Genomic DNA, 23,288 nt, shown 5'->3' on the forward strand with positions numbered 1-23,288 from the left:
CGTCCCGGCCCCGCCGTACGGATGCCGGGGTTCAGGTCCCGGCCACGCCGCGGCGGTAGGCGTAGCCGACGGCCTGGGCGCGGTCGCGCGCCCCGATCTTGGCGAAGAGGTTGTTGACGTGCGTCTTCACCGTGGCCTCGCTGATGAACAGGGCCGCGGCGATCTCCGCGTTGGAGCGGCCCTCGGCGATGAGCCGCAGGACCTCACCCTCCCGCCTGGTCAGCCCGTCGGGCAGGGCGTCGCGCTCCTGCGCGGGACCCGTCCGCCCGGCGCGCTCCCGGCCGGGATCCGGCACGGCGGCGCGGTCCCGTACGGGGTCCGGCCGGGAGACGCGGTTCCGTACGGGGTCCGGCACGGCGGCACGGTTTCGTACGGGGTCCGGCACGGCGGCGTGGTCCCGGGAAGTGTCCGGCCGGGCGTCCTCCAGGTCTCTCCGGGCCGGACCGGTCGGCGGAGCCGGGGGCATGGCGTCCAGGAGGCGGCGCTGGACGGCCGGGTCGAGCTGGGCGTCGCCCCGCGTCACTGCGGCGACGGCCCGGGAGATCTCCTCGGCGTCGGCGCTCTTGGTGAGGAAGCCCCGGGCCCCGGCCCGCAGCGCGGCGAACACCGACTCGTCGTCGGAGTAGGTGGTCAGCACGACGACCTGGACGTCCGGATACGCGGCGCGGATCCGCCCGGTGGCCTCGACGCCGTCCATCCGGGGCATCCGCAGGTCCATCAGGACCACGTCCGGCCGTGTCTCCCGGACCAGCCGCAGGGCGGCTTCGCCGTCGCCCGCGGAACCGGCCACCTCGATGCCGGGCAGCAGGCCCAGCAGCAGCGTCAGCCCCTCACGCACGACCGTCTGGTCGTCGACCACCAACACCCGGACGGGCGCGCCGCCCGTCTCCCTCCCGGCCTCGGTCATCCTGCGGTCTCCTCCGGTGGCTCGACGGGCCGGCGCGCGGCGGGGATCAGGCCCGGAGGGCGCCCCGCCGCCGGAGACCCCCCAACGGGCCGCTCCGTCATGGGAGACGGCCCGGCCGACCGTTCCGCCGCACGGATCCGCCCGGACCGTCGTTCGGCGGGGGACCGGCCGGAGGGTCGTTCCGCCGCGGGGAGCCTCAGCCGCACCCGGAAACCCCCGTCCGTCTCCCCGGCCTCCAGCGCCCCACCGAGCAGCTCGGCCCGCTCCGCCATCCCGACGAGACCGTACCCCCCTCCCGGCGTGCCCGGCCCGCTCCCCGAAGGGTTGGTCACCTCCAGCTCGCAGACCTCGCCGGCGAAGGCCAGCCGTACGGTGGCCGGCGCCCCGGGAGCGTGCCGGCCGACGTTGGTGAGGGCCTCCTGGGCGGTGCGGACCACCGCCAGCTCGGTCTCGGGCGCCAGCCGCCGTTCGGGGCCGGTCACCGTCAGCGGGCACGCCTGCCCGGTCGTGGCCCGGAACTCCTCGGTCAGGGCTTCGATCGCCGCCGGCAGTGGCGGGCTGTCCTCCCGCAGCGCCGACACGGCCCTGCGGGCCTCCTCCAGTCCCGACCTGGCGAGCTGCCCGGCGTGCTCCACCCGTTCCAGTGCTTCGGTGTGCCGCTCGGCCCGCAGCAGCAGGCGCGCGCCCTCCAGGTGCACGATCTGCGCGGACAGGGAGTGGGCCAGCACGTCGTGGATCTCCCTGGCGATCCGCGCCCGCTCGGCGAGCACCGCCTCGCGTGCCTCGGCGGCCCGGGTCGCCCTGCGCTGCCGGACCGCGTAGGCGATGAGGAGGATCACGCAGACGTTGACGGCCAGGGGCAGCTCCTGTTCCCAGGAACGGCCGGCCAGCCCGGCCAGCAGCAGGCCGGTCAGCGCGAGCAGCCCCACCGGCACGGCCCGGTGCGGCGGATGGCGGAAGGCCGCCGCCCCGACGGTGAAGAGCAGGGCCGCGACGGCCAGGCCGCCGTCGGGAGAGAGAACGAGGAGGCCGATCGAGGCGATCACGGCGGTGCCGAGCCTGACCGGGATCCCGAGGACCGTGACCGGGGGCTTCTCCCGGCGGGCCGAGCCCGGCGGGGGAGCGGCGGCCAGGCATCCGGCGACGGCCAGCGCCAGTGCCGCGACCGTGAGGCGGTGGCCGGGGGCGGCGGTCTGGTCCCGGACCACCTGGACGACGGCGAACGCGGCGAACGTCGCGACCACCGCGACCCGCAGCAGGACCGCGGCCTGCCACCGGATTCCGGGCATGTCCCGAAGATACCCGTGGGCTCGGCCTCCCTCCGTACCGGGCCGTTTCCGGCGTTCCGCCGCGCGGGGCCTCCGGGCGCCGGACGGCGTCCGGCGGTGCGGGCCGTACGGCGACGCCCCAGCGGTGGGCGGCGGCATACGGAGCCCGGTACGGAGCGCCGTACGGTGCGGGGAGCGGTCACGCGTGCGCCGGGGCGGTGAGGTGCGGGGGCAGGGCGCGGGCTCGGCGGGCGACGAGGAGGGACTGGACGCCGATGGTCACGCCCATGAAGAACAGGATGGCCGTGGGCGCCGACGCGAGCCCGAGGGCGTGGCCGGCGCCGAGCAGCGCGACGCGCGCGACGGCGGAGGCCAGCCAGCCCAGCAGGGTCCATCGGGTGCCCTTGGACCAGGGCGTCCCCTTCCCGTCCCGCCAGACCCGGACGGTCGAGGCGCGCAGGACGCCGAAGGCCACCGCGCAGGCGACATCCACGGCCAGCAGGAGCAGGCTGAGCGGCAGACGACGAGGGTCCACGAGCCCGCCGGAGGCGGCGCCGGCCACCATCATGAACAGGGCGAGCCAGAGGAGGCCGGTCCGGGTGGCGACCCGGGTCATCATCTGCCGGTAGAGCACGAAGGCGATGACGAGGACGATGACGGCCGCCGTGCTCAGCGGGTTCGTCGGAGTGAGCGAGTTCACGGGGAAGACGGTAGGGAAACGCGCGCCGGGGCGGATCGGCGCCGGGGTGGAGAGATTCGATCTCCACCCGTGGGTGGAGTGCCGGCGGATCGCCGTCCGCGATTCCCGCACCGGGCGGTGATCCGCGTCCCCGCGCCGGGGCGGCGGTCTGCGCCCTCGCATCGGGGCGATGGTCCGTGTCCCCGTACCGGGCTGCCGGGCTGAATGGCCCGTGCGACGCGGTTCGGGCCATACGGCGAAAAAATTTCGCGGCACGCATCTTTTCGTAATCCGCAAGTATGTGTACGGTGGTCCCATGGACACCGGGAAACCCGAGCGGCCGGGACTTCGGGAGCGCAAGAAACAGGAGACCCGTGCCGCGCTGAGCTGGGCGGCCATCCGCCTGGTCGTGGAGCGCGGGCTGGACGCCGTCCGGGTGGAGGACATCGCCGCCGAGGTCGGGGTGTCCCCCCGCACCTTCAACAACTATTTCTCCAGCAAGGGTGAGGCGATCGCCGCCCGCCACCTCGACCGCGCACGCCGGATCGCGGAGGAACTGCGCGCCCGGCCGGAGTCCGAGCCGCTGTGGGAGGCGATCCTCAACGCGGTACAGACCCAGTTCTCGCCCGCCGACATGCCCGCCGACATGCCCGGCGGCGCGGCCGGTGGCACGCGCGTCGACGCGTCCGGTGACATGTCCGGCGGCGCGGGCGACGAGGTGACCGGCGGCAGACGGGCACCCGACCGGCGGTGGATCGCCGGAGTCCAGCTGATGATCAGCGAACCCTCGCTGCAGGGCGAGATGTTCAAGGCGAACGCGGCCGCCGAGGCGGAGCTGGCCGCGGCGATCGCCGAGCGCACCGGCACCGACGCCGTCCGCGACCTGTACCCGCGGCTGGTGTCCGGCGCGGTCGGCGCGGCCGTCGGCCTGGTCATGGAGCGCTGGCTGCGGGCCGACCCGCCCGTTCCGTTCGGGCCGATACTCCGCGACGCGCTCGGCCAGCTCGCCGCGGGGCTGCCGGTTCCCGGTCGAGGGGAAACCGCCGGTCCCCGGGCCTGAGAGCGGTTCATCCGCCTTCTGGTCCCGCCGAACTTCCGGCTCTCCCGGATCCGCCGGCTCTGATCGATGCCGTCCCAGAGAGTCCGGGCCGGGAGGTCCGGTCTCCGGGGTCCGGTCCGGAATGCCTGGTTTCCGGGGTCCGGCCGGGGATGCTCGTCCCACCGGATCCGGGTCTCCGCCGGATCCCCACCCCGCAGAACCCCGTACCCGTGTGCCTCCGTCGGCCGTCGCCCGGGTGGTCCGTCACGGCCGCCTGCTGTCACCGTACGTGAAAATACCGTGACGAATTGTGCCGCCATGTTCCGCCCCCTCTTCATCGGGCTCCGAACCTCCGGGGCCTGAGTCCCCATCCATCCCACCGAGGAGGAACCGCCATGTCCGCAGACGTGGTCATCGCCGGAGCCGGCCCCAACGGGCTGATGCTCGCCTGCGAGCTGAGCCTGGCCGGAGTGCGGCCGATCGTGCTGGAGCGGCTGCCCGCACGCACCACCGAGAACCGCGCCAACGGCCTGGTCGGCCAGGTGGTGCGGATGCTCGACCGCCGGGGCCTGTACGGGCGGCTCGGCGGTGGCGCCGAGCCGCCCCGGCCGGTGCCGGGGTTCGTGTTCGGCGCGCTGCCGCTCGACCTGAGCACGCTGGACGACAACCCGCTCTACATGCTGGGGACGCCGCAGCAGCGCGTCGAGCAGGTCCTGGAGGAGCGTGCCGCCGAGCTGGGCGTCGAGATCCGCCGGGGGCACGAGCTCACCGGCCTGTCGCAGGACGCCGAGGAGGTCGTCGCCGACGTCACCGGTCCGGACGGCCCCTACCGGCTGAGGGCCCGCTATCTCGTCGGGGCCGACGGCGGGCGCAGCGTGACGCGGAAACTGGCGGGGATCGGCTTCCCCGGCGTGACGCGGGACTCCACGGTCTCCCGCACCGCGTCCGTCACCGTGCCGCCGGAACTGGTGGACCCGGCCACCGGCGGGCTGAACGTGCCCGGCTACGGACTCGTCCCGCCGTTCATGCACCACCGCACCGAACACGGGTTGTTCGTCTTCGCGCCCTTCCCCGGCCGCCCGGCCCTGGTGAGCACCATGGAATGGGAGCCCGCCGCGGCCGGGGGCGACGGTCAGCCGCCGCTGACCCTGGAGGAGCTGGGCGAGAGCGTCCGCCGCGTTCTCGGGGCCGATCTCCCCCTCGGCCCGTCCACGGGGTCCGGTCCGCACGTGATGCGCCGCCTGGCCGGTGGAAACACCCGGCTGGCCGACCGGTTCCGGGACGGCCGGGTGCTGCTGGCCGGTGACGCGGCCCATGTGCACTCGGCGATCGGTGGTCCCGGTCTCAACCTGGGCCTGCAGGATGTGGTCAACCTCGGCTGGAAGCTCGCCGCCGAGATCCACGGCTGGGCTCCGTCCGGCCTGCTGGACAGCTACGAGGCCGAACGGCGACCCGCGGCGGAGCGGGTCGTCATGCACAGCCAGGCGCAGTCCGCTCTCATCGCCCCGGGAGCGGAGGTCACCGCGCTGCGGCGGCTGTTCACCGAGTTGCTGGGCGACCGGAACGTCGTCCGGCACATCGCCGCCACCATGGCCGGATCGGACATCCGCTACGACATGGGCGCGGGCGACGGGGACGACGAGGGCGCGATCGCCGGGGGCGACGCCCATCCCCTGGTGGGCCGGTGGGCGCCCGACCTGTCGCTCGACACCGACACCGGCACCGGCACCGGCACCGGCACCGGTCCGGTACGGCTCGCCGAGCTGACCGCGGACGCCCGGCCGCTGCTGCTCGACCTGACCGGGGACGCGTCCCTCTCCGGGGAACCGGCCGGATGGGACGACCGGGTCAAGGTGGTCGCCGCGCGCCTGCTGGGCCCGAGCGCCCCCGGTGCGCAGGGCGGTTCGGGTGCTCCGGACGGCTCGGGCGGCTCGAACGGCTCGAACGGGGAGGGCGGGACCGGTGAGATCACGGCCCTGCTGCTGCGGCCCGACTGCTACGTCGCCTGGGCCTCGTCCTCGCCCCGTCCGGACTCCGGTGAGCGCGAGGACCTCCGCGCCGCCCTGACCCGGTGGTTCGGGGCGCCGGCGACCGTACCCGCCTGAACCGTCGTGCCCGCCGTACGGCGGGCTCCCGCAGGGGACGCCCGCGGTGCGGCGGGCTTCCGCAGGGGGCGCCCGCCGTATGACGTGTCCGGTCCGCCGGGAGCATCGGGAACCCCGGGGCGGGGTCGTCCGCCCGCCACGGACGCTACAAGACACCATGGGACGCGATGGGACGCCGCGGATACGTTCGGCGCAGATCCTCTTAGTACGACGAACATCGTATTTTGACATCTATCGTACTTCCGTGTTTGAGTCGATCATCGTCTCTCACGGAGGAAGAACGACATGATGGCGAAGGCGGTGCTGTTCCACGAGCTCGGCGGCCCCGAGGTGATGAGGCTGGAGGACGTGGAGATCGGCGAGCCGGGTCCGGGCGAGGTCCGGATCCGCGTGGACGCGATCGGCCTGAACCGGGCCGAGGTGCTGTTCCGCACCGGCCACTACATCGAGCCGGTGAAGCGGTTCCCCGCCCGGCTGGGCACCGAGGCCGCGGGCGTGGTCGAGGCGGTCGGCGAGGGCGTCGAGGGGTTCCGGCCCGGACAGCCGGTCAGCACCGTGCCCGGGTTCTCGCAGAACGACCACGGGGTCTACGCCGAACGGGCGATCGTGCCCGCGGCTTCGGTGCTGCACCGCCCCGAAGGACTCGGCGCCGTCGAGGGCGCGGCGGTGTGGATGCCGTACCTGACGGCCTACGGCGCGCTGGTGGAGGCCGGGGGGATGCGTGCGGGGGACACGGTCGTGCTGAACGCGGCCTCCAGCAGCGTGGGGCTGGCCGCCATCCACGTCGCCGGCCGCGTCGGCGCCACACCCATCGCCCTCACCCGCACCGCCGCCAAGAAGGAGGCGCTGCTGAAGGAGGGCGCGGTGGAGGTGATCGTCACCGGGTCGGAGGACGTGGCCGAGCGGGTGCTGACGGCGACCGGCGGCCGGGGCGCCGAGTTCGTCTTCGACGCCGTCGCCGGTCCCGGCGTGCGGGACCTGGCCCGGATGGTCGCCGACGAGGGCACACTCCTGGTGTACGGCGCGCTGAGCGGCGAGCCGACCCCCTATCCGGGCATCGACCTCGGCATGCCCGCGCTGAACATGCGCACCTACACCATGATCGAGACGGCGAGCCGGCCGGAACGGCTGCGCCGGGCGGCCGCGTTCGTGACCTCCGGGCTGCGTTCGGGTGCGTTCCGGCCGGTGGTGGACCGCACCTTCGACCTGGGCGAGATCGTCGAAGCACACCGGTACCTGGAGTCGAACGCCCAGGTCGGCAAGATCGTGGTCACCGTCGCGCACTGACCTCCGCAGGTCCTCCGCCGGCCCGCAGACCGGCCCCGTGGCCGGGGAGGCGGGATCAGGGCCAGACCTTGGCCTGGGACTCGAAGAGCTCCCGGTCGCTCTCCACGGGCAGGACGCAGACCAGGTGCCCGCCGGGCACCCGCAGCACGCGGCACTCCTGCCACCGTGACACCTGCTCGGCGCCGAGCCCGACCAGACGCGCGGTCTCGGCCTCGACGTCGTCGGTCTCGATGTCCAGGTGGAAGCGGGGCGCGTCGTCGACCGACTGGACGGCGGTGACCAGTCCGGGCAGGGCCTCGTGCAGCGTGACGAACTGCGGCTCGGAGGGGATGAGCTCGGTCCGCACGCCGAGCGCGGCGGACCAGAAGGCCGCGGCGTCGGCGGCCTCGGCCTCGGGGGCGTCGATCAGAACGGCGTATACGCGGCTTCGATGCATGTCCGCACCGTACCGGTTGGGTCTCCGGCCGGTGCCGACACCCGTGCGACGGCGATGCGGCCGCCGGCTTCGGGGACGTCCGAGAGGGTCAGCCGTCCGGCCCGGCGAGCCGGTCGCGCAGATACTCCCGCAGCACCACGGCGTTGTTGTGCTCGGTGTCCCTGGCCGCGTACAGCAGCGTGACCTTCCCCCCGCGCGCGGCCTCCAGCAGAGGCTGGACGGTGTCCGCCTCGCCGTCCAGCTCCTCGCGGTAGCGGCGGCGGAACTCCGCGAACCGCTCGGGGCGGTGCCCGAACCAGCGCCGCAGCTCCGCCGAGGGCGCGAGGTCACGGACCCAGCGGACCCGCTCCAGCTCGTCCTTGCGCACACCGCGCGGCCACATGCCGTCCACCAGGAACGCCGTCCCCTCGAACGGCCCGCCGTCGTACACCCGCCTGACGATGATGTCCCTCATCCCCGGGATCTACCCGGATGGCGTGCCGCGGAAGCGGCGGACCGGTTCGCGGCATCGGGTGGCAGGATGTCCGGCATGACTGCATCGGATCCGAAGTCGGATCTCCATCGTTACCTGAAGATCGCCCGTGAGGCCCTGGTCTGGAAGCTCGACGGACTGGCGGAGTACGACATCCGCCGGCCGATGACCCCCACCGGGACCAATCTCCTCGGATTGATCAAACATGTGGCCGGCACCGAGGCCGGGTACTTCGGTGACGTCTTCGGCAGGCCGTTCCCCGAACCGCTGCCCTGGATGGAGGACGAGGCCGAGGCCAACGCGGACATGTGGGCGACCGCGGAGGAGTCGCGCGACGAGATCATCGCGCTGTACCACCGGGTGCAGGCGCATTCGGACGCGACGATCGAGGCGCTGGAGCTGGACGCGACCGGCCGGGTGCCGTGGTGGCCGGAGGGCCGTGACGAGGTGACCCTGCACCGGATCCTGATCCATATGATCGCCGAGACCGACCGGCACGCCGGGCACGCCGACATCGTCCGGGAGCTCATCGACGGGGCCGCCGGACTGCGGCAGGACGCCGGGAACCTGCCGCCGGGCGACCGGTCGTGGTGGGAGGGCTACCGCGCCCGGCTGGAGGACTTGGCACGCGAGGCCGGCCGTGCCTGACGGGGCGGTCCGGCCGGGGCGTCCTCTGGGATGAGACCCGCGGGGGCGGACCGCCCCCGCGGGTTCCCGGACGCGGACGGCGGGCGAGGCGGGAACCGGCCTGGTCGCACGGGACGCCGTCGCCGTCGGCGGCGTCCCGCCTGCGCGGTGGGCCCGGTCAGCCGGACGTCCCGGCCTCCAGGATCGAGACGATGGAGAAGAGGGTGAAGCACACCGCGCCCAGTCCCACCATCACCCGCGCGGGGACGAAGAACTGCGAGTCGGTGACGGCGGCCTCGAACAGGAAGGCGGAGAGGAAAAGACAGGTCAGTGCGGTGACGATCGGCAGGATGGGGATGCGGTCGGCGAGGGGGAAGGAACGGCGCCACACCAGGGCCAGCAGGAGCGCCTTGGACAGGATGCTGAAGCAGACCAGCGCGAGGCCGATCAGGATGAAACCGGGTGCGATGCGGTAGGGCCTGTCGGAGCCCAGCAGGACGTACAGGCCCAGCACGAGGTTGATCGTCCCCATGACGATGACCAGCCAGCTCCACCGGTACCGTTCGGTTTCGCCGAAGGTGTTGCGGACCTGGCGGACGATGCTCGCCACCAGGGCGGTCAGGCTGGCGCATATCGCCGCCAGCCCGAAGACGACGTGCCCGGCGACGTAGCCGGCGCTTCCTCCCCGGGTGAAGAGGACGAAGGCGAGGGTGAACCCCACGACGGCGCAGACCACCGGAACCGCCACGAGCACCATGCCCAGCCCTCGCAGGTAGGCGCCCTCCGGAGGACCGTCCTCCGGGCTGCCGGCGGCGTTGACCGGGATGAGGGCGAAGGCCGTGGAGGCCGTGGCCACCGTACTGACGCAGGTGGCGATGAGGCCGATGCCGAAGATCACGTGGCCGCCGACGACGAACTCGGCGGCGTCACCCCGGAGCACGGTGGCGACGCCCCAGCCGATGGTGACGAGCGCGACGACGTAACCCGACAACGGCAGTGCGACGCGCCAGAACAGGCTGTAACGGTTGATCAACTGGCGGATGATCGTCGCGGCGGTGGTGAAGAGCGCGTAGCAGATCGCGGCCAGCGCCATGTTCACGGAGCCCGCGACGAAGTGGCCGGCGTCCGCGCCGCCGCTCCTGATGTAGAGGCCGTACGCGAGACAGACCGCCCCGAACACCAGGGGTATGGCGCGGAACAGGACACTCACCACGAAGTTCATGGACCCCTCCAGCCGCCCCCGTCGTGTGGCCCGCCCTGCGATGCCCGACGTTGTCGCGTTTCACGCCAATGTAACCCGCTGACCTGGGCTTTAAGGCGGAGACTCGCCCTTGGCGCCCTTTCGGGGGACGGTCGGGCCCCGGGTGGTCCGCCCGGCTTCATGGGCTCAACCGGAGCCGGACCGTACGGCGGGCCAGGTGAAGTGGGGGGCGCGGTCAGGCGCTCGCCCGAGTGGGTGGGCAGGGCGAAGCCGACCGCCTTACCGGGCGCTCCCGTCGTGAAGGAGGGCTCCGGGCGGGGCGGCAGGGGGATGAAGGCATGCGCGTCCTCCGTCGCCGTCGGTGACCGTCGTCCAGTAGGAGACGGCACCCGGAGCGGCGCGGGGGAGATCCCCCCGATGTCGTCGCCGTTCGCTGCGCGGGTCGTCCCACGGGTACGGCCGCCGCCGTACAGCGAGCGGATCACGCCGCCGGGTGGTCGTTTCCCGGTCGTTTCCGTCGCCGACACCCGACGCCCGTCAGTCGTGTTGACAATGGGTTCCGTATCGGTTGCCATGCGTGATCGGGGTGGCCATGGAGGGGCCGGGATGCGGCGCGGGGCGTCCGGAGCTGGTGCGGGCGCGCAAGCGGATGGGGATGAGCCAGAGTCAGATCGCACGGGCGCTGTGGGTGTCGCCGACGACGTGGAGCCGCTGGGAGCGGGGGCGGCAGGAGATCAGGCCGATCTACCGGGCGCGGATGGCCAAGGTGTTCGGGGCGGACCCGGCCGAGGCGGAGCGGTGGATCGAGGGCGCGTCCCGCTGGCCGGAGCCCTGACCTCCGCCCGCTCGGTCGAACGCCTCCGCCGCTTCTCCGCCCGCCTGGACCCGTACGGCACCACCATCCAGGTCAGAGAGTCCCGCGCAAGCCTGGACGCCGAACTCCTTTGGCGGCGGCGGGACTCAGTCGTTGGTGGACGCCCCCGGCCCAGTCGCGGCGTACCGGGCGGCGATGGTGCGGACGGCCTCGTCGACGACCTGAGCGACGCGTTCGGCGCTCACCTCCCAGCCCGGCACCAGGAGTTTCGGCCAGAAGACGTAATTGGAGATCATGCCTAGGAACTGGGTGGCTGCGAGGTCCACGTCCTCGACCCGCACCGTTCCCGCCTCGTGCTCAGCCAGAAGGTAGCTGCGGACGGACTCGAAGTAGGGCATCTTCCCGTGCGAGAACTGCGCATGGGCCAGCTCCGGGAACCGCGGCAGCTCGGCGATGACGATCCGGAACAGGTCGGTCATCTGGGGCCGGCTCAACAGCTCGGCGTAACGGCGGCCGATGGCGCTGAGCCCGCCGACGACGTTGCCCGCCGGCGGAGGATCCTCCTCGTCGGCGGTTGACCAGGACTCGGTGACGATGGCGTCGAACAGGGCGGCCTTGCTCGGAAATTGCTTGAACAAGGTGGCCCGCGAGACACCCGAGCGCTCTGCGATCCGCGCCAGCGATGTCCGGTCGTAGCCCAACTCGAGGAACAGCGCGGTCGCGGCCGTCACGATCAGCGCGCGCTTTTCCTGGGCGACGCGCTGGTGGTACGTCGGTACGACCCTGTTCATGGACCGAGCATACGAGGTGAGTGGCTTGACTCGCCACTGCCGCCGACCTACTGTCAAGGCAGTGGCGAGTCGCCCGGCTCACCATCGGCCGGCCGTTCATCGCAGATGATCCCGGTCGGTCACCCACGTACCGAAGGAACATCGGATGAACCGCTTCGGCAACCAGACCGTGCTCGTGACCGGTGGGACCGGTGGCCAGGGATCGAGCCACGTACGCGCCTTTCACGCGGAGGGAGCGAACGTGGTGATCGGCGACATCGACACCGAACGCGGCGCCGCTCTCGCCGGCGAGCTCGGGACCCGCGCTCACTTCACCCGCCTCGACGTCACCGACGAGAGTTCGTGGTCCGCTGCCGTGCTGGCCGCCGAGAGCGCCTTCGGCGCCCTGAACGTGCTCGTCAACAACGCGGGCGTCCAGAACCCGCCGGTGCCGATTGAGAACACGGACCAGGCCACGTGGTCGCGCATCCTCGACATCAACCTCACAGGGACCTTCCTCGGCATCAAGGTCGCCGCCCCCGCTCTGCGCCGCGCGACAGGGGGAGCCATCGTCAACATCGCCTCGACGATGGGCCTGGGCGGCACGGCGCACTACGCGCCGTACGTCGCCAGCAAGTGGGCCGTGCGAGGACTTACCCGAACGGCGGCGCTCGAGCTCGGCCGGGACCGCATCCGCGTGAACACCATCCACCCCGGCGTGATCGCGACTCCCTTCATCCAAGAACCAGCGGCCGGCGCCACCGCGGCAATCGCCGACTTCTACTCACCCGAGCCGTTCGCCATCCCCCGACTCGGAGAGCCGGCCGACGTCACCCGGCTTCTCCTGTTCCTCACGTCATCGGACGCGTCGTTCATCACGGGGTCGGAGTACGTCATCGACGGTGGACTCCTCCTCGGGCCCGCCCTTCAGACCGAGACCGCATGAGCAGTCCAGACACGACCGGATGGAACGACTCCGCACATGACGCGTCTTTGTCGCACCTGCCCGATCACGTCCGGCGAGCCATCGAGATCACACCTGCGGCAGGCACCAGCGAACGGATCATCGACATCACGACGCTGGGGCGCCGCACCGGCCGGCCACGCCACATCGAGATCTTCTTCTACCGTGCTGCGGGCACCACCTGCCTGTGCAGCGGCGCCGGCGGTGCCGAGACCGACTGGCATGCGAACCTTCTCGCCGATCCCGGCTTCACCTTCCACCTCAAGAACGGGATCCGCGCAGATCTGCCTGCACGGGCCATGCCTGTCACCGACCCAGCTGAACGTCAGGCCGTGCCGGCGGAGATCGTCGCGGATCTCAACCAGCCCCACGACCCCGGCACCGTCCGGCCGACTCGACTCGAGGACCGGGCTGACCGCCGGCTGATGCGCATCGGCTTCCGCCATCGGCAGTGATCGCGGATCCCCCGACAGATGCCCCGGATCGTCGGCAGTCACGGCAAGGCCGGCTCACCGTACGGCTTCGCCGCCCTGGCTCGCGCCGGCCCACCCGCGCGCCCGGCTGGAACGGGTGGAGGAACTCAGGTCCGGGGCCCTTCGATCATCGCGACGATCTCGTCGACGGCCCGTCTGGACTCGGGCAGGGAGTACAGGGGCCAGACGTGCATCATGCCGGGGTATTCGAACCACTCCAGGGACACGCCCTCCTGTCGTGCCCTGTCCCTGAGCCGGTGGGCGTCGACGTTGAGGATGTCGAGGGTTCCGGTGAAGACGGCGATGGGAGCCAGGCCGCGGAGCGAGCCGTACAGGGGGCTGACCACCGGATCACGCGGGTCCAGACCTCCCGCGTACAGACGACCGGCCTCGCGCACGCCCTCGGGGGCGAGGATCGGGTCGTCCCGCTCCAGCTTCGCCATCGCCGGATCGCTGCAGGAGACGTCGACGCACGGCGACACCAGCACCAGACGCGCCGGCTGCGGCAGGCCGGCCTGTCTGGCCTGCATGACCAGAGACAGGGCCAGGTTGCCCCCCGCCGAGTCGCCCACCACGGTCAGGCGCTCCGGGGAGGACTCCCCGGCGAGATCCCGGTAGAGAGGCAGGAGCATGGCCCACACGTCGCGGGCGTTGTGCTCGGGGGCGAGGGGGTACATGGGGACGGTGATCGAGCAGCCCAGCCGCTCGGCCAGCGTGCCGATGAGGTCCCAGTGCAGCGAGGTGATCGACAGGGACCAGCCGCCGCCGTGCAGGTACAGCAGGTGACGGCCGGTGCGGCCGGTCTTCGGGCTCACCGTGTAGACGCGGTGAGCGGCCATGCGCCGCTCCTCGACGGAGAGCCGATCCTTGTATCCGGGTACGGCGGGGCCTCTCCTGCGATCCGCGGCGATGCTCCTGTGCACCTTCTCCGCGCTGCCGTACATGCGCCGTTTGACGCCCATCAGCCTGACCGCGACGGTGGTCAGCCGCGCCTGCATGCTCGTCACAGGCCGCACTCGATCAGGTCGAACGCCTCGTCGATCAGATCGTCCGGCGACCTGCCGGCGTCGTCCTGCCAGGAGGCCCGTACGGCCCACTCGATGATGGAGAACGTCGTGACGACCAGCACGCCGGGGTAGACCTCGCCGGGCGGACGCTTCGTCCGAGCGGCCACGGCCCGCATGAGGGTCGCGAAGATTCGCTCCTGGTCGGCGGGCCTGCGTGCCCGGGCGAGCAGTTCGGGGTTGCGGCGCCAGAGCGCGATCTGCTGTCGGCTGGGCACGAAGGAGTCGGCGATCTCCTTGGCCATGACCCGCATCGTCCGGACCGCCGGTTCGTCCGCGGGACGTGCGGCCACCAGCGCCGCCAGCTCCTCCGCCGACCGTGAGGGCCCGACGGTGAGAGCCTCCTCTTTGGAGGAGAAGTAGTTGAAGAAGGTCCGGGTGGAGATGTCGGCCGCCTCGGCGATCCTCTCGACGGTCAGGTTCTCCAGTCCCACCTCCAGGGCCAGGCCCACCGCCGTGTCCCCGATGAGCCGCCGTTTCCGCGCCCTGTTGCGTCCGCGACGCTCCTCCGCTGCATCCATGATTTGCACAATATGCAATAATTGCATTAAATGCAATCCTTGGTGACCCTGTCCTCAACCGACCACTTCGCCGCCCGGCTGTCGAGTCGGCAGGTAGGACGCCGAACCTCTTCCGTGACCCGGGAAGGGGTTCCCGGCATCACCTCATCGCAGGTCGACCCGGCTGAGCCGTGCGGGCTGGACGTCTCCCGATCGCCCCACCCTCCTACGGTGCCACAGTGGAAACCGGCCGATCCGGGACGACCGGCATAGATCCTCGGCTCGTCCGCGTCCTTGCTCTTTGACATGACGAGGAGGACGGGTGGATCCAGGATTCGAGGCGGACTTCCGGGAGTTCGTCGTCAACCGGTCGGCGGCGCTGTTCCGCACCGCGTATCTGCTGACCGGTGACCGGCATGTCGCCGAGGACCTGGTGCAGTCGGCACTGGCGAAGACGGCGGCCAGGTGGAGCGCTCTGCGCGACCCGGCGGCGATCGAGGGATACGTCCGCCGGGCCATGTACCACGAGCAGGTCAGCCGGTGGCGTCGCCGTTCCCGGGGGACGGAGACGGCCGTCGGATGGCTGCCCGAGCAGGTGGGGGAGGGCCACGCCGAGTCGGTGGACCTCCGGCTGACGATGCGGGCCGCTCTGGCCCGCCTGACGCCCCGGCAACGGACCATGCTGGTGCTGCGCTACTTCGAGGACCTGTCCGAGACCGACATCGCGCGGACGCTCGGCATCCGGGTGGGGTCGGTCCGCAGTCAGATCCACCGATCGCTGGAACGTCTGAGGAAGGTCGCCCCGGAACTGGACACGGTGAGGGAGTTCCGATGAACGTCGAAGACCTGTTGCGCGAGACCTTCGCCGAGATGGCTCAAGAGGAGCCGCCGCCGTCACCGGAGCGGTTCCTGCGGACCCGTGACGTACGGCCCCATGACGTACGGCGCCGCCGTCCCGGCCCCGTCCTGGCCGCCGCCGCGGCGGTCGCCGTGCTGGCGGTGGGTTCCACGCTCGCGGTCGAGGGGTTGTCCTCCGGCTCCGGATCGTCCGGGCAGGCGTCCTCGGAGGCTCCCGTTCAGAAGAGGACGCCCGCACCCCGTTCCGCCGCCTCGGTGCCTCCTGAGCCGGGGACCACCGACGAGGTCGCGCCGCCGCCTGTCAAGGTCTGGCCGGACGCGGTCCACACCATGCCCACGAAGCTGCCCGACGGCAGGAAAATGCTTCCGGAGCTGTTCCTCGACGAACGCACGCTGCTGGTCCGGACCGGGAGGAAGGACGTTGGGAACCGGCCCGACGAGTTCTGGGCCTACGACCTCGGCTCCGGTAGCGCCAGGCGGCTGGTCGACCTCGCTCCGCCCGCCGGCACGACCCACATCCGTTCCGCGGTGTCGGGTGAGGGCCGGCTGGCGTGGGCGACCGTCCGCTGGAAGGACCTCCGCTCGTTCGTGGACGTCTGGACCGCTCCGGTCACGGGCGGGACGCCGCGCCGGATCGCCTCGTTCCCGCAGACCATGAAATACGGCGACCTCGACATGATGGAGATCGCCGACGGGCACGTGGTGTGGTCGCGCGTGGTGAAAGGCGGCGTCTACCGGGTCTCACTCTCCGGCGGGAAGACGACGATGGTCCCTCGCTCCCAGGGATATCACCTTCTCCGGTGGCCCTGGGCCGGGTCAGGGAGCGGCCGCGACCCACAATCCGATTTCGACCGCATCGTCAACCTCGTAAACGGTGAGAAGCAGGGTGTCGTCAAGACCGGAAAGGAGCGGATCAGCGGCTGCGGGGTCACCTGGTGCGCGCTGACCCGGCCTGCCGCGGGCGGGGGCGCGGAGGTGGTCGCCCGCCGCCGCGACGGCTCCGGCGAGCGCGTGATCCCGGGAGGGCCGAGGGGCTTTCCGGCACTCGGCCGGTTCCTCACGTTCCCGCAGTACGGCACCCTCGGCGCCGGCACCGGCGATCAGCAGAGCCGTATCGTGCTCTACGATCTGGCCACCGGCCGCGTCGCCGACCTGGGCTTCCGCGACAGGCGAATGGACCGGGGGCGCAGTTCCCACCTGGAGGACACCTACCTGGACCACACCGCGCCGGGGCTGCTCGACTATGTCCTCAACGGCAGGCGGGTGGTGGTGAACCTCGCCGCCATCGAGTGACCCGTCGCGCCGGGGACGCCCGCTCGCCGCGGACGAAGCAGGCGAACGCCGTGGCGGCGTGCGAGGGACGCGGTCACGACGAAGCCACGGTGCGGCGTGTGCCGCGCCGTCCGGCCCGAGGGGGCCGTACGGCGCGGCGCGGGCGGCCCGACGTCAGCGGCCGTACACCTGCTCGCCGCGGACGAAGGTCGCCGCGACCCTCGTCCGCCAGATGTCGGCGGCGGGCTCGGTGAACGGGTCGCGGTCCAGCACGACGAGGTCGGCGCGGTTGCCCGGTGCGATGACCCCCGCGTCGTCGTCGCCGTTGATCCACGCCGAGCCCTCGGTGTAGGCGGTCAGCGCGGTCACGAGGTCCAGGGACTGACCTGGCAGGAACGGGGTCTGCGCCGTCGGGTAGTCCGCGTGCACCGAGCTCGGCGGCTCGGTGCGGTTGACCGCCACGTGCATGCCCTGGATCGGGTCGGCGCTGGAGACCGGCCAGTCGCTGCCCGCGCAGAACCGGGCGCCGGCCCGCAGCAGGTCGGCGAACGGGTACTGCCACGACGAGCGCTCCTCGCCGAGGAACGGGATCGTCAGCTCGTCCATCTGGGCGTGGTGGGTGGCCCACAGCGGCTGCAGGTTGGCCGTCACGCCCAGCTCCGCGAAGCGCGGGACGTCCGACGGCTCGATGATCTGCAGGTGCGCGACGTGGTGGCGGTTCGCCGGGTCGGTCCCGGCGAGGCTGTCGAGCACCTCGCGCACGGCCCGCTCGCCGATCGCGTGGAAGTGCACCTGGAAGCCGTGCCGGTCCAGCTCGGCGACGTGGCCCTTCAGCAGCTCGGGGTCGACGTACGACAGGCCCGTGCCGCCGCCCGCGCCGCCGCAGCGGCAGTAGGGCTCGATCACCGCGGCGGTGAAGTTCTCCGCGATGCCGTCCTGCATGATCTTCACCGAGGTGGCGCGGAACCGCTCCAGGCCCTCGGCGGCCTTGCGGCGTTCCAGCAGCTCGGGGATCTGCTCGGCGCCGCGCGTCCGGTCCCACCACAGCGCGCCCACCACCCGGGCGGTGAGCCTTCCTGCGGAGGCGGCCTCCAGGTAGGCGGGGAGCTGGTCGTGGGAGCCGGCGAAGGGGCCGACGATGGCGTCCTGCCAGGCGGTGACGCCCAGGGAGAACAGGTGGCGCTGGGCGTCCAGCAGCGCCGCGACCTGGTCGGCGGTGGTGGGCCGCGGGGCGAGCGGGCCGACGAGCTCCATCGCGCCCTCGTGCAGCACCCCGGTGGGCTCTCCGCCGGCGTCGCGCTCGATCCGGCCGTCGGCGGGGTCGGGGGTGTCACGGGTGATCCCGGCCAGCTCCAGGGCGCGGCCGTTCACCCATGCGGCGTGGTGGTCACGCTGGACCAGGTACGCCGGGCGGCCGAGGAAGTCGAGCTGGGAGCGGTGCGGCAGGCCGCCGGGAAAGGCCGACATGTCCCAGCCGCCGCCCTCGATCCACTCCCGGTCCGGGTGCGCGGCGGCGTAGGCGGCGATCTTCTCCAGATACTCCGGCAGGCCGTAGACCTCCGCCAGGTCGCACTTGGCCCGCTCCAGGCCGGCCTGCACCGGGTGGATGTGCGCGTCGGTGAAGCCGGGGATGAGCAGGCCGCCGTCCAGGCCGACGGTCTCACAGCCGGGGCCGGCCCGGCGTGCGACGTCGGCCTCGGAGCCCACGGCGGCGACGCGGTCGCCGCGGACCAGCACGGCCTCGGCGAAGGCTCCGCCGGGCAGGAAGACGCGCCCGCCGCGGAAGAGGATCTCGTTCACTCGGTCGCCGCCGGGGTGCGGGCGGCGGGACCGGGCAGGTGGGGCATGCTTCTCCTTCGGGCGGCGATGGAACCTCGGACGGCGACGGAACCTCGGACGGCGACGGAACCGAACCTAGCGGCCGGTGATGGCGTCGGCGACGCGGGCCAGCGCCGAGGTGCGGCCGAGGCCGGCCTTCTCCCTGGCGTCGGCGCGGCGGTACAGGTCGTACATCGCGTGCACGCCGATCCAGCGCAGCGGCTCCACCTCCCAGCCGCGGACCTTCCGGTCCACCCACGGCAGCGCCACGAGGCCGGTGTCCTCGCGCAGGATCAGGTCGCGCAGGGTACGGCCGGCGAGGTTGGTCGCGGTGACCCCGTGGCCGGTGTAGCCGCCCGCCCAGCCGATCCCGGTCCCGTGGTCGACGTGCACGGTGGCGCACCAGTCGCGGGGCACGCCCAGCACGCCGGACCAGGCGTGCGCCACCCTCGACTCCCGCACGGCGGGGAACATGCCGGTCAGCAGCTCCCACAGCGCCTCGATCGTCCAGGCGTGGGTGCGGCCCCGGTCGTCCACCCGCGAGCCGTACAGGTACGGCTTGCCGCGCCCGCCGAACGCGATGCGGCCGTCGGCGGTGCGCTGGGCGTACATGTAGTAGTGGGCCATGTCGCCGAGCAGCTCGCGGCCCTCCCAGCCGATCGCGTCCCACAGGTCGCCCAGCGGCTCGGTGACGATCATCGAGCTGTTCATCGGCAGCCAGGCCCGGTGGTACTGCCGCAGCTCCGCGGTGAAGCCCTCGGTGGCGCGGATGACATGGCCGGCGCGGACCGTGCCGTACGGCGTGCGGGCCTCGTGCGGGACGATCTCGGTGACCGGGGTGCGCTCGAAGACCTCCACCCCGAGGTCGCGCACGACCCGGGCCAGGCCGCGGGCCAGCTTGGCGGGCTGGATCCGGGCGCAGTGCGGGCTCCAGATCGCGCTGACCGCGCCGTCCACCCGCAGGCGGCTCTCCCGCTCGGCCGGGTCCAGCAGCCGGACGTCCTCCTCGGTCCAGCCCCAGTGGCGCTCGTGGTCGAGCAGGGCGCGCAGCCGCCGGTCCTGGGCGGCGTTGGTGGCGACCGTGGTGACGCCGCCCTTGACGATGTCGGCGTCGATGCCCTCCTTGTCCGCGACGGCGATGACCTCGTCGATGGAGGAGAACATCTCCCGCTGGAGCCGCTTGGCCGCGTCCACGCCGTGCGTCCGGGCGTAGCGCTCGGGGGTGCCGGCCAGCTCGCCGACCAGCCAGCCGCCGTTGCGGCCGGAGGCGCCGTATCCGGCGAACTCCTTCTCCAGCACGGTGACCCGCAGATCGGGTCTGGCCCGCTTGAGGTAGTAGGCGGTCCACAGGCCGGTGTAACCGGCTCCGATGATCACGACGTCGGCCTCACGGTCGCCGTCGAGGGGTTCTCCTGCCACGGGGATGCCGAGGGAGCGGTACCAGAAGGAGACATCCCCGTTGACAAAGTCCCCAGACAGGGGAACTCGCGTGCTCATGGCCACATATCCTGCTATATCCGTCATGAGGCGTGCATCACCCCACGGAAACCGTTGTACAACCGCATCATCCACAACTCCCTTGAGACGTAACGGCGGGCTCACCCCGGTGTAGCGGGGCCGTAACAGGGCTCCGCCAAGCTGATGGCGATGGAGGGAGCTTTGATGGGGTTTCTGAGGATTCGTACTACCGTCGATGAGCGGCCGGGGCGGCTCGCCTCGCTGGCCACCGCGCTCGCCGAACGGGGCGGCAACATCCTGGGCCTGAGCGTCCAGTCCGACGCGGACGGCACCGTGGACGAGTTCGTGGCCGACATCCCCGCCGGCCCGGAGACCGTGCGCCGGGCGCTGGAGGCCGCCGGCGGACGTCGGGTGCAGGTCGTCCCCGCCACCGCCCACGAGCTGACCGACGAGCCCACCCGCGCGCTCCTGCTCGCCTCCCGGCTGCGCGCCGAGCCCTGGCGGCTGCCCGCGTTGCTGGGCGAGCTGCTGCGCGCCGACGACTCCCGCTGGGTCTACGGCGCCGACATGAGCGAGCTGCCCGACCCCACACAGCTCACCGTGCCGGTCGCACCGCGCCGCGCCGTACGGCTGCGCCGCGCCGGGCTGCCCTTCACGCTGACCGAGGCCGCCCGCGCGGCCTCCTTCGTACGGCTCGCCCAGCCGGCCTGCCACCGCCCGCCCGGGGCGACGCGGACCGCCAGGCTGACCGACGGCACCGAGACGCAGGTGCGCCCGGTCACCCGGCTCTACCGCGAGGCCGTCCGCGACCTGCACGACCGCTGCTCGCCGGAGTCGCGCCGGTTCCGCTACTTCACCCCCGTGTCCACGCTGCCGGACCGCGTCTTCGACCGGCTCTGCGACCGCGCGCACGGCCACTCGATGGTCGCCGGGCACGACGGCCAGGCGATCGCACTGGCCAGCCTGATGTTCACCCCCGACCCGGGCATCGCCGAGCTGGCCCTGCTCGTCGAGGACCGCTGGCAGGGCCGGGGGCTGGGCTCGGCGCTGGCCGGGATCCTCCTCGCCGAGGCCCGCGACCTCGGGCTCGCCGAGGTCCGGGCGAGCATGCTGGCCGGCAACACGCGTATGCGCAGGCTCATGTCCTCGCTGGGCGCGACCCTGACCCTCACCGACGACCCGGGCGTGGTGGAGGCCAGGCTCGCGGTCGGCGTCACGGCGACGCCCAGACGGGGCGCCTCCATGGCGTCCCCGGAGTCCGGGACGCCCGTGAGGTCCGGGCCGCCCGCGGAGTCCCGGGCGGCGTCCGCGGCCTGACCCGCGCGGTCTCACAGCGCGGTCCTACAGCGCGGTCCGGAACGCCTCCAGGCGCTCGACGAGCTCCTCCGGGTGGCTCAGCGGCGCGAGGTGGCCGCCGGCCGTCTCGTCGGGGACGATGCCGAGCCGCTCGCGGACGACGCGCCGCTGGAAACCGGCGGGGAAGAAGCGGTCGTCGCGGCAGACGAGGAACCGGGTCGGCACGTCCGGCCACGCCGGCAGCGGCCACGGCTTCAGGAACGGCGTGCCGGACTGGCTCAGCGAGTGCTCCTCCACCTGGGTCGCGATCTCCGGCGGGACGCCGTTCAGGAAGGTGAAGTCCAGGTCGAAAGGGGCGTCGGCCGGTCGGCCGTGGCGCTCGTTCACCTCGCGCACGGCCTGGGCGTGACCGGTGGCGGCCCACCAGTCACCCGGTGACTCGCCGGGCGAGGGGACCATCGCGGTCAGCAGCACCATCAGGCCGACCGGCAGCCGCTCGCACACCAGCGGCGCGGTGAAGCCCCCCATGGAGTGGGCCACCAGCACCAGGTCGGCGCGGTCGCCGACGGCCGTCACGACCGCGTCGGCGTACTCGGCCAGCCCGGCCGAGTCGTCCTCGCAGGGCAGCTCGACCGCCACCGTGTCGTGGCCGCGAGCCCGCAGCAGCGGCGTCACCCGGTGCCAGAGCCACGCGTCGCAGCCGGCGCCGGGGATCAACACGTACGTCGCCATGCGGTTCACCTTTCTGAGCCGGTCGTCCCCGGGGCGCGCCCGCGAGGCGCCGGAGACCCGGAGTCCGTGTCCGCCCAGTCAAGCCTGTGCCACCGACAGAAATGAACATGACTTTTTAGTGTCAGATTCGTCGGTAATCGCTACCGCTGAGAGAGAAGAGGTCCGTAAGGTCTGCGCCATGACGATCGACGCCTTCATCGACGCGCTGCCCAAGGCCGAACTGCATGTCCACCTCGTCGGCTCCGCGTCGGTGCCCACCGTCCTGGAGCTGTCGCGCCGCCATCCGGACAGCCGGGTTCCCACCACCGAGGAGGAGTTGCGGGACTTCTACCGGTTCCGGGACTTCGGGCACTTCGCCGAGGTGTACCAGGCGGTCAACGCCCTGGTGCGCGAGCCCGAGGACGTGGCCTCCCTGGTGACCGGTCTCGCCCGGGACCTCGCCGCGCAGAACGCCCGCTACGTCGAGCTGACCGTCACCCCCTACTCCCACCACGTCGTGGGCATGCCGATGCGGGAGGTCACCGAGGCGCTGGACCTGGCCGCCCGCGCCGCCCTCGGCGACCACGGCGTCCGCGTCGCCTACGTCTTCGACATCCCCGGCGAGTGCGGGGCCGAGAGCGCCCGCGTCACACTCGACCACGCGCTGAGTGAACCTCCCCAGGCGCTGGTAGGTTTCGGCCTCGGCGGAAGCGAACACGTGCGCCCCAGGTACCGAGAGGCGTTCCGCGACGCCTTCCGCGCCGCCGTCGCCGCCGGGCTGCACAGCGTCCCGCACGCGGGGGAGATGACCGGTCCCGAGAGCGTCTGGGAGGCCGTCGAGGGGCTGCGCGCCGAGCGGATCGGCCACGGCATCGGCTGCATGGGAGACCCCCGCCTGGTCGCCTACCTGCGTGAGACCCGCATCCCGCTGGAGGTCTGCCCCACCTCCAACCTCCGCACCGGCCAGATCGCCGACCTCGCCGAGCACCCCCTGCCCCGCATGCTTCAGGAGGGCCTGTTCGTGACCGTCAACAGCGACGACCCGCCCATGTTCGCCACCACCCTCCGCGGCGAGTACCGCGCCGCCGCCGGGATCCTCGGCCCCGACCGGGAGGCGCTCGCCGGTCTGGCCCGCAACGCCGTCGTCGCCTCCTACCTCGACCCGGCCGGCAAGCAGGCCCTCCTCGCCGAGATCGACGCCGTCGTCGCCGCTCAGACCGGCTCGGGAACGCCGGAACCGGCACGCTGACCGCCGCCCGGCCGGACGGC

At 72.5% G+C, this 23,288-nt stretch carries 23 protein-coding genes; 11 read left to right on the forward strand and 12 right to left on the reverse strand.

Translation table 11 applies throughout. The features are described 5' to 3' along the window. Window positions 1-31 precede the first annotated feature (31 nt). The 3 genes from ACZ6W9_RS19195 to ACZ6W9_RS19205 all read right to left on the reverse strand — a co-directional run bounded on the left by ACZ6W9_RS19195 (window position 32) and on the right by ACZ6W9_RS19205 (window position 2,875). Window positions 32-907 (reverse strand): response regulator, encoded by an 876-nt coding sequence (locus tag ACZ6W9_RS19195; protein WP_470118885.1) that lies wholly within the window; start codon window positions 905-907, stop codon window positions 32-34. After that, complete coding sequence (locus ACZ6W9_RS19200) at window positions 904-2,196, reverse strand: sensor histidine kinase (protein WP_389968359.1); 1,293 nt, start codon at window positions 2,194-2,196, stop codon at window positions 904-906. Before ACZ6W9_RS19200 ends, ACZ6W9_RS19195 begins: the two co-directional genes overlap by 4 nt. Window positions 2,197-2,374: 178 nt before the next feature. Continuing rightward, on the reverse strand, window positions 2,375-2,875 hold the full coding sequence (locus tag ACZ6W9_RS19205; RefSeq protein ID WP_389968357.1) for a hypothetical protein: 501 nt from the start codon (window positions 2,873-2,875) through the stop codon (window positions 2,375-2,377). A gap of 295 nt (window positions 2,876-3,170) precedes the next feature. On the opposite strand from ACZ6W9_RS19205, the gene ACZ6W9_RS19210 reads away from it, so the two are divergent. The 3 genes from ACZ6W9_RS19210 (at window position 3,171) to ACZ6W9_RS19220 (ending at window position 7,285) form a co-directional block, all read left to right on the forward strand. Further along, window positions 3,171-3,914, forward strand: a complete 744-nt coding sequence (locus ACZ6W9_RS19210; RefSeq protein WP_470118888.1) for a TetR/AcrR family transcriptional regulator — start codon at window positions 3,171-3,173, stop codon at window positions 3,912-3,914. A gap of 374 nt (window positions 3,915-4,288) precedes the next feature. Continuing rightward, complete coding sequence (locus ACZ6W9_RS19215; RefSeq protein WP_470118890.1) at window positions 4,289-5,998, forward strand: FAD-dependent monooxygenase; 1,710 nt, start codon at window positions 4,289-4,291, stop codon at window positions 5,996-5,998. A gap of 285 nt (window positions 5,999-6,283) precedes the next feature. After that, window positions 6,284-7,285, forward strand: coding sequence for a zinc-dependent alcohol dehydrogenase family protein (locus ACZ6W9_RS19220; protein WP_389968351.1), 1,002 nt, complete (start codon window positions 6,284-6,286; stop codon window positions 7,283-7,285). A gap of 55 nt (window positions 7,286-7,340) precedes the next feature. Here the strand turns inward: ACZ6W9_RS19220 and ACZ6W9_RS19225 are convergent, their stop codons facing one another. Continuing rightward, window positions 7,341-7,721, reverse strand: coding sequence for a VOC family protein (locus ACZ6W9_RS19225; protein ID WP_362944160.1), 381 nt, complete (start codon window positions 7,719-7,721; stop codon window positions 7,341-7,343). A gap of 88 nt (window positions 7,722-7,809) precedes the next feature. Next, window positions 7,810-8,175: a DUF488 domain-containing protein gene (locus tag ACZ6W9_RS19230; RefSeq protein WP_389968348.1), complete on the reverse strand. Its 366-nt coding sequence runs from the start codon at window positions 8,173-8,175 to the stop codon at window positions 7,810-7,812. 75 nt (window positions 8,176-8,250) lie between these two features. Between ACZ6W9_RS19230 and ACZ6W9_RS19235 the strand changes: the two genes are divergently transcribed. Continuing rightward, entirely contained in the window at window positions 8,251-8,841 is a 591-nt protein-coding gene (locus tag ACZ6W9_RS19235) for a DinB family protein (protein ID WP_389968346.1), read from the forward strand. Between the two features lie 157 nt (window positions 8,842-8,998). Here ACZ6W9_RS19235 and ACZ6W9_RS19240 read toward each other — a convergent pair whose 3' ends face one another. Further along, window positions 8,999-10,042, reverse strand: coding sequence for a DUF2776 family protein (locus ACZ6W9_RS19240; protein ID WP_389968344.1), 1,044 nt, complete (start codon window positions 10,040-10,042; stop codon window positions 8,999-9,001). A gap of 556 nt (window positions 10,043-10,598) precedes the next feature. Here ACZ6W9_RS19240 and ACZ6W9_RS19245 point away from each other — a divergent pair. Continuing rightward, window positions 10,599-10,856: a helix-turn-helix domain-containing protein gene (locus tag ACZ6W9_RS19245; protein WP_389968342.1), complete on the forward strand. Its 258-nt coding sequence runs from the start codon at window positions 10,599-10,601 to the stop codon at window positions 10,854-10,856. Window positions 10,857-10,981: 125 nt separating this feature from the next. On the opposite strand, the gene ACZ6W9_RS19250 is transcribed toward ACZ6W9_RS19245, so the two are convergent. Further along, window positions 10,982-11,626, reverse strand: a complete 645-nt coding sequence (locus ACZ6W9_RS19250; RefSeq protein ID WP_389968340.1) for a TetR/AcrR family transcriptional regulator — start codon at window positions 11,624-11,626, stop codon at window positions 10,982-10,984. Window positions 11,627-11,771: 145 nt separating this feature from the next. Between ACZ6W9_RS19250 and ACZ6W9_RS19255 the strand changes: the two genes are divergently transcribed. Both ACZ6W9_RS19255 and ACZ6W9_RS19260 read left to right on the forward strand, forming a co-directional pair. Beyond that, a complete protein-coding gene (locus ACZ6W9_RS19255; RefSeq protein WP_389968338.1) occupies window positions 11,772-12,551 on the forward strand; it encodes a glucose 1-dehydrogenase in 780 nt (259 codons plus the stop codon). Further along, entirely contained in the window at window positions 12,548-13,024 is a 477-nt protein-coding gene (locus ACZ6W9_RS19260) for a nitroreductase/quinone reductase family protein (protein WP_389968336.1), read from the forward strand. The genes ACZ6W9_RS19255 and ACZ6W9_RS19260 overlap by 4 nt, the downstream gene beginning before the upstream one ends. A gap of 125 nt (window positions 13,025-13,149) precedes the next feature. Here ACZ6W9_RS19260 and ACZ6W9_RS19265 read toward each other — a convergent pair whose 3' ends face one another. Together ACZ6W9_RS19265 and ACZ6W9_RS19270 are read right to left on the reverse strand one after the other, a co-directional pair. After that, window positions 13,150-14,040, reverse strand: coding sequence for an alpha/beta hydrolase (locus ACZ6W9_RS19265; protein WP_470119099.1), 891 nt, complete (start codon window positions 14,038-14,040; stop codon window positions 13,150-13,152). A gap of 5 nt (window positions 14,041-14,045) precedes the next feature. Beyond that, window positions 14,046-14,627 (reverse strand): TetR/AcrR family transcriptional regulator, encoded by a 582-nt coding sequence (locus ACZ6W9_RS19270; RefSeq protein ID WP_389968334.1) that lies wholly within the window; start codon window positions 14,625-14,627, stop codon window positions 14,046-14,048. Between the two features lie 301 nt (window positions 14,628-14,928). Here ACZ6W9_RS19270 and ACZ6W9_RS19275 point away from each other — a divergent pair, with 301 nt between their 5' ends. Beyond that, the gene (locus tag ACZ6W9_RS19275; protein WP_389968332.1) at window positions 14,929-15,441 is read left to right on the forward strand and encodes a SigE family RNA polymerase sigma factor; all 513 of its coding nucleotides are present in this window, start codon (window positions 14,929-14,931) and stop codon (window positions 15,439-15,441) included. After that, on the forward strand, window positions 15,438-16,757 hold the full coding sequence (locus ACZ6W9_RS19280; RefSeq protein WP_470118895.1) for a hypothetical protein: 1,320 nt from the start codon (window positions 15,438-15,440) through the stop codon (window positions 16,755-16,757). Before ACZ6W9_RS19275 ends, ACZ6W9_RS19280 begins: the two co-directional genes overlap by 4 nt. Before the next feature lie 153 nt (window positions 16,758-16,910). Here ACZ6W9_RS19280 and ACZ6W9_RS19285 read toward each other — a convergent pair whose 3' ends face one another. Both ACZ6W9_RS19285 and ACZ6W9_RS19290 read right to left on the reverse strand, forming a co-directional pair. Beyond that, window positions 16,911-18,536 (reverse strand): amidohydrolase, encoded by a 1,626-nt coding sequence (locus tag ACZ6W9_RS19285; protein WP_389968328.1) that lies wholly within the window; start codon window positions 18,534-18,536, stop codon window positions 16,911-16,913. 114 nt (window positions 18,537-18,650) lie between these two features. Continuing rightward, a complete protein-coding gene (locus ACZ6W9_RS19290) occupies window positions 18,651-20,051 on the reverse strand; it encodes an NAD(P)/FAD-dependent oxidoreductase (protein WP_389968326.1) in 1,401 nt (466 codons plus the stop codon). A 165-nt stretch (window positions 20,052-20,216) separates the two neighbouring features. Here ACZ6W9_RS19290 and ACZ6W9_RS19295 point away from each other — a divergent pair, with 165 nt between their 5' ends. After that, window positions 20,217-21,329, forward strand: a complete 1,113-nt coding sequence (locus tag ACZ6W9_RS19295; RefSeq protein WP_362946000.1) for a GNAT family N-acetyltransferase — start codon at window positions 20,217-20,219, stop codon at window positions 21,327-21,329. A 24-nt stretch (window positions 21,330-21,353) separates the two neighbouring features. On the opposite strand, the gene ACZ6W9_RS19300 is transcribed toward ACZ6W9_RS19295, so the two are convergent. Continuing rightward, window positions 21,354-22,040, reverse strand: a complete 687-nt coding sequence (locus tag ACZ6W9_RS19300; protein ID WP_389968324.1) for an alpha/beta fold hydrolase — start codon at window positions 22,038-22,040, stop codon at window positions 21,354-21,356. A 178-nt stretch (window positions 22,041-22,218) separates the two neighbouring features. Between ACZ6W9_RS19300 and add the strand changes: the two genes are divergently transcribed. Next, window positions 22,219-23,268 carry an adenosine deaminase gene (gene add, locus ACZ6W9_RS19305; protein ID WP_389968322.1) on the forward strand — a complete coding sequence of 350 codons (1,050 nt, stop codon included), beginning with the start codon at window positions 22,219-22,221 and terminating at the stop codon, window positions 23,266-23,268. The last annotated feature ends 20 nt before the right edge of the window (window positions 23,269-23,288 follow it).

This window comes from Streptosporangium sp. NPDC053982, assembly GCF_055585205.1.

Coding starts and splice junctions, on each gene's coding strand:
- ACZ6W9_RS19200 (WP_389968359.1), bottom strand. CDS start 2,196: ATGCCCGGAATCCGGTGGCAGGCCGCGGTCCTGCTGCGGGTCGCGGTG.
- ACZ6W9_RS19240 (WP_389968344.1), bottom strand. CDS start 10,042: ATGAACTTCGTGGTGAGTGTCCTGTTCCGCGCCATACCCCTGGTGTTC.
- ACZ6W9_RS19210 (WP_470118888.1), top strand. CDS start 3,171: ATGGACACCGGGAAACCCGAGCGGCCGGGACTTCGGGAGCGCAAGAAA.
- ACZ6W9_RS19265 (WP_470119099.1), bottom strand. CDS start 14,040: ATGCAGGCGCGGCTGACCACCGTCGCGGTCAGGCTGATGGGCGTCAAA.
- ACZ6W9_RS19280 (WP_470118895.1), top strand. CDS start 15,438: ATGAACGTCGAAGACCTGTTGCGCGAGACCTTCGCCGAGATGGCTCAA.
- ACZ6W9_RS19260 (WP_389968336.1), top strand. CDS start 12,548: ATGAGCAGTCCAGACACGACCGGATGGAACGACTCCGCACATGACGCG.
- ACZ6W9_RS19270 (WP_389968334.1), bottom strand. CDS start 14,627: ATGGATGCAGCGGAGGAGCGTCGCGGACGCAACAGGGCGCGGAAACGG.
- ACZ6W9_RS19295 (WP_362946000.1), top strand. CDS start 20,217: ATGGGGTTTCTGAGGATTCGTACTACCGTCGATGAGCGGCCGGGGCGG.
- ACZ6W9_RS19255 (WP_389968338.1), top strand. CDS start 11,772: ATGAACCGCTTCGGCAACCAGACCGTGCTCGTGACCGGTGGGACCGGT.
- add (WP_389968322.1), top strand. CDS start 22,219: ATGACGATCGACGCCTTCATCGACGCGCTGCCCAAGGCCGAACTGCAT.
- ACZ6W9_RS19230 (WP_389968348.1), bottom strand. CDS start 8,175: ATGAGGGACATCATCGTCAGGCGGGTGTACGACGGCGGGCCGTTCGAG.
- ACZ6W9_RS19215 (WP_470118890.1), top strand. CDS start 4,289: ATGTCCGCAGACGTGGTCATCGCCGGAGCCGGCCCCAACGGGCTGATG.
- ACZ6W9_RS19300 (WP_389968324.1), bottom strand. CDS start 22,040: ATGGCGACGTACGTGTTGATCCCCGGCGCCGGCTGCGACGCGTGGCTC.
- ACZ6W9_RS19235 (WP_389968346.1), top strand. CDS start 8,251: ATGACTGCATCGGATCCGAAGTCGGATCTCCATCGTTACCTGAAGATC.
- ACZ6W9_RS19250 (WP_389968340.1), bottom strand. CDS start 11,626: ATGAACAGGGTCGTACCGACGTACCACCAGCGCGTCGCCCAGGAAAAG.
- ACZ6W9_RS19220 (WP_389968351.1), top strand. CDS start 6,284: ATGATGGCGAAGGCGGTGCTGTTCCACGAGCTCGGCGGCCCCGAGGTG.
- ACZ6W9_RS19290 (WP_389968326.1), bottom strand. CDS start 20,051: ATGAGCACGCGAGTTCCCCTGTCTGGGGACTTTGTCAACGGGGATGTC.
- ACZ6W9_RS19225 (WP_362944160.1), bottom strand. CDS start 7,721: ATGCATCGAAGCCGCGTATACGCCGTTCTGATCGACGCCCCCGAGGCC.
- ACZ6W9_RS19195 (WP_470118885.1), bottom strand. CDS start 907: ATGACCGAGGCCGGGAGGGAGACGGGCGGCGCGCCCGTCCGGGTGTTG.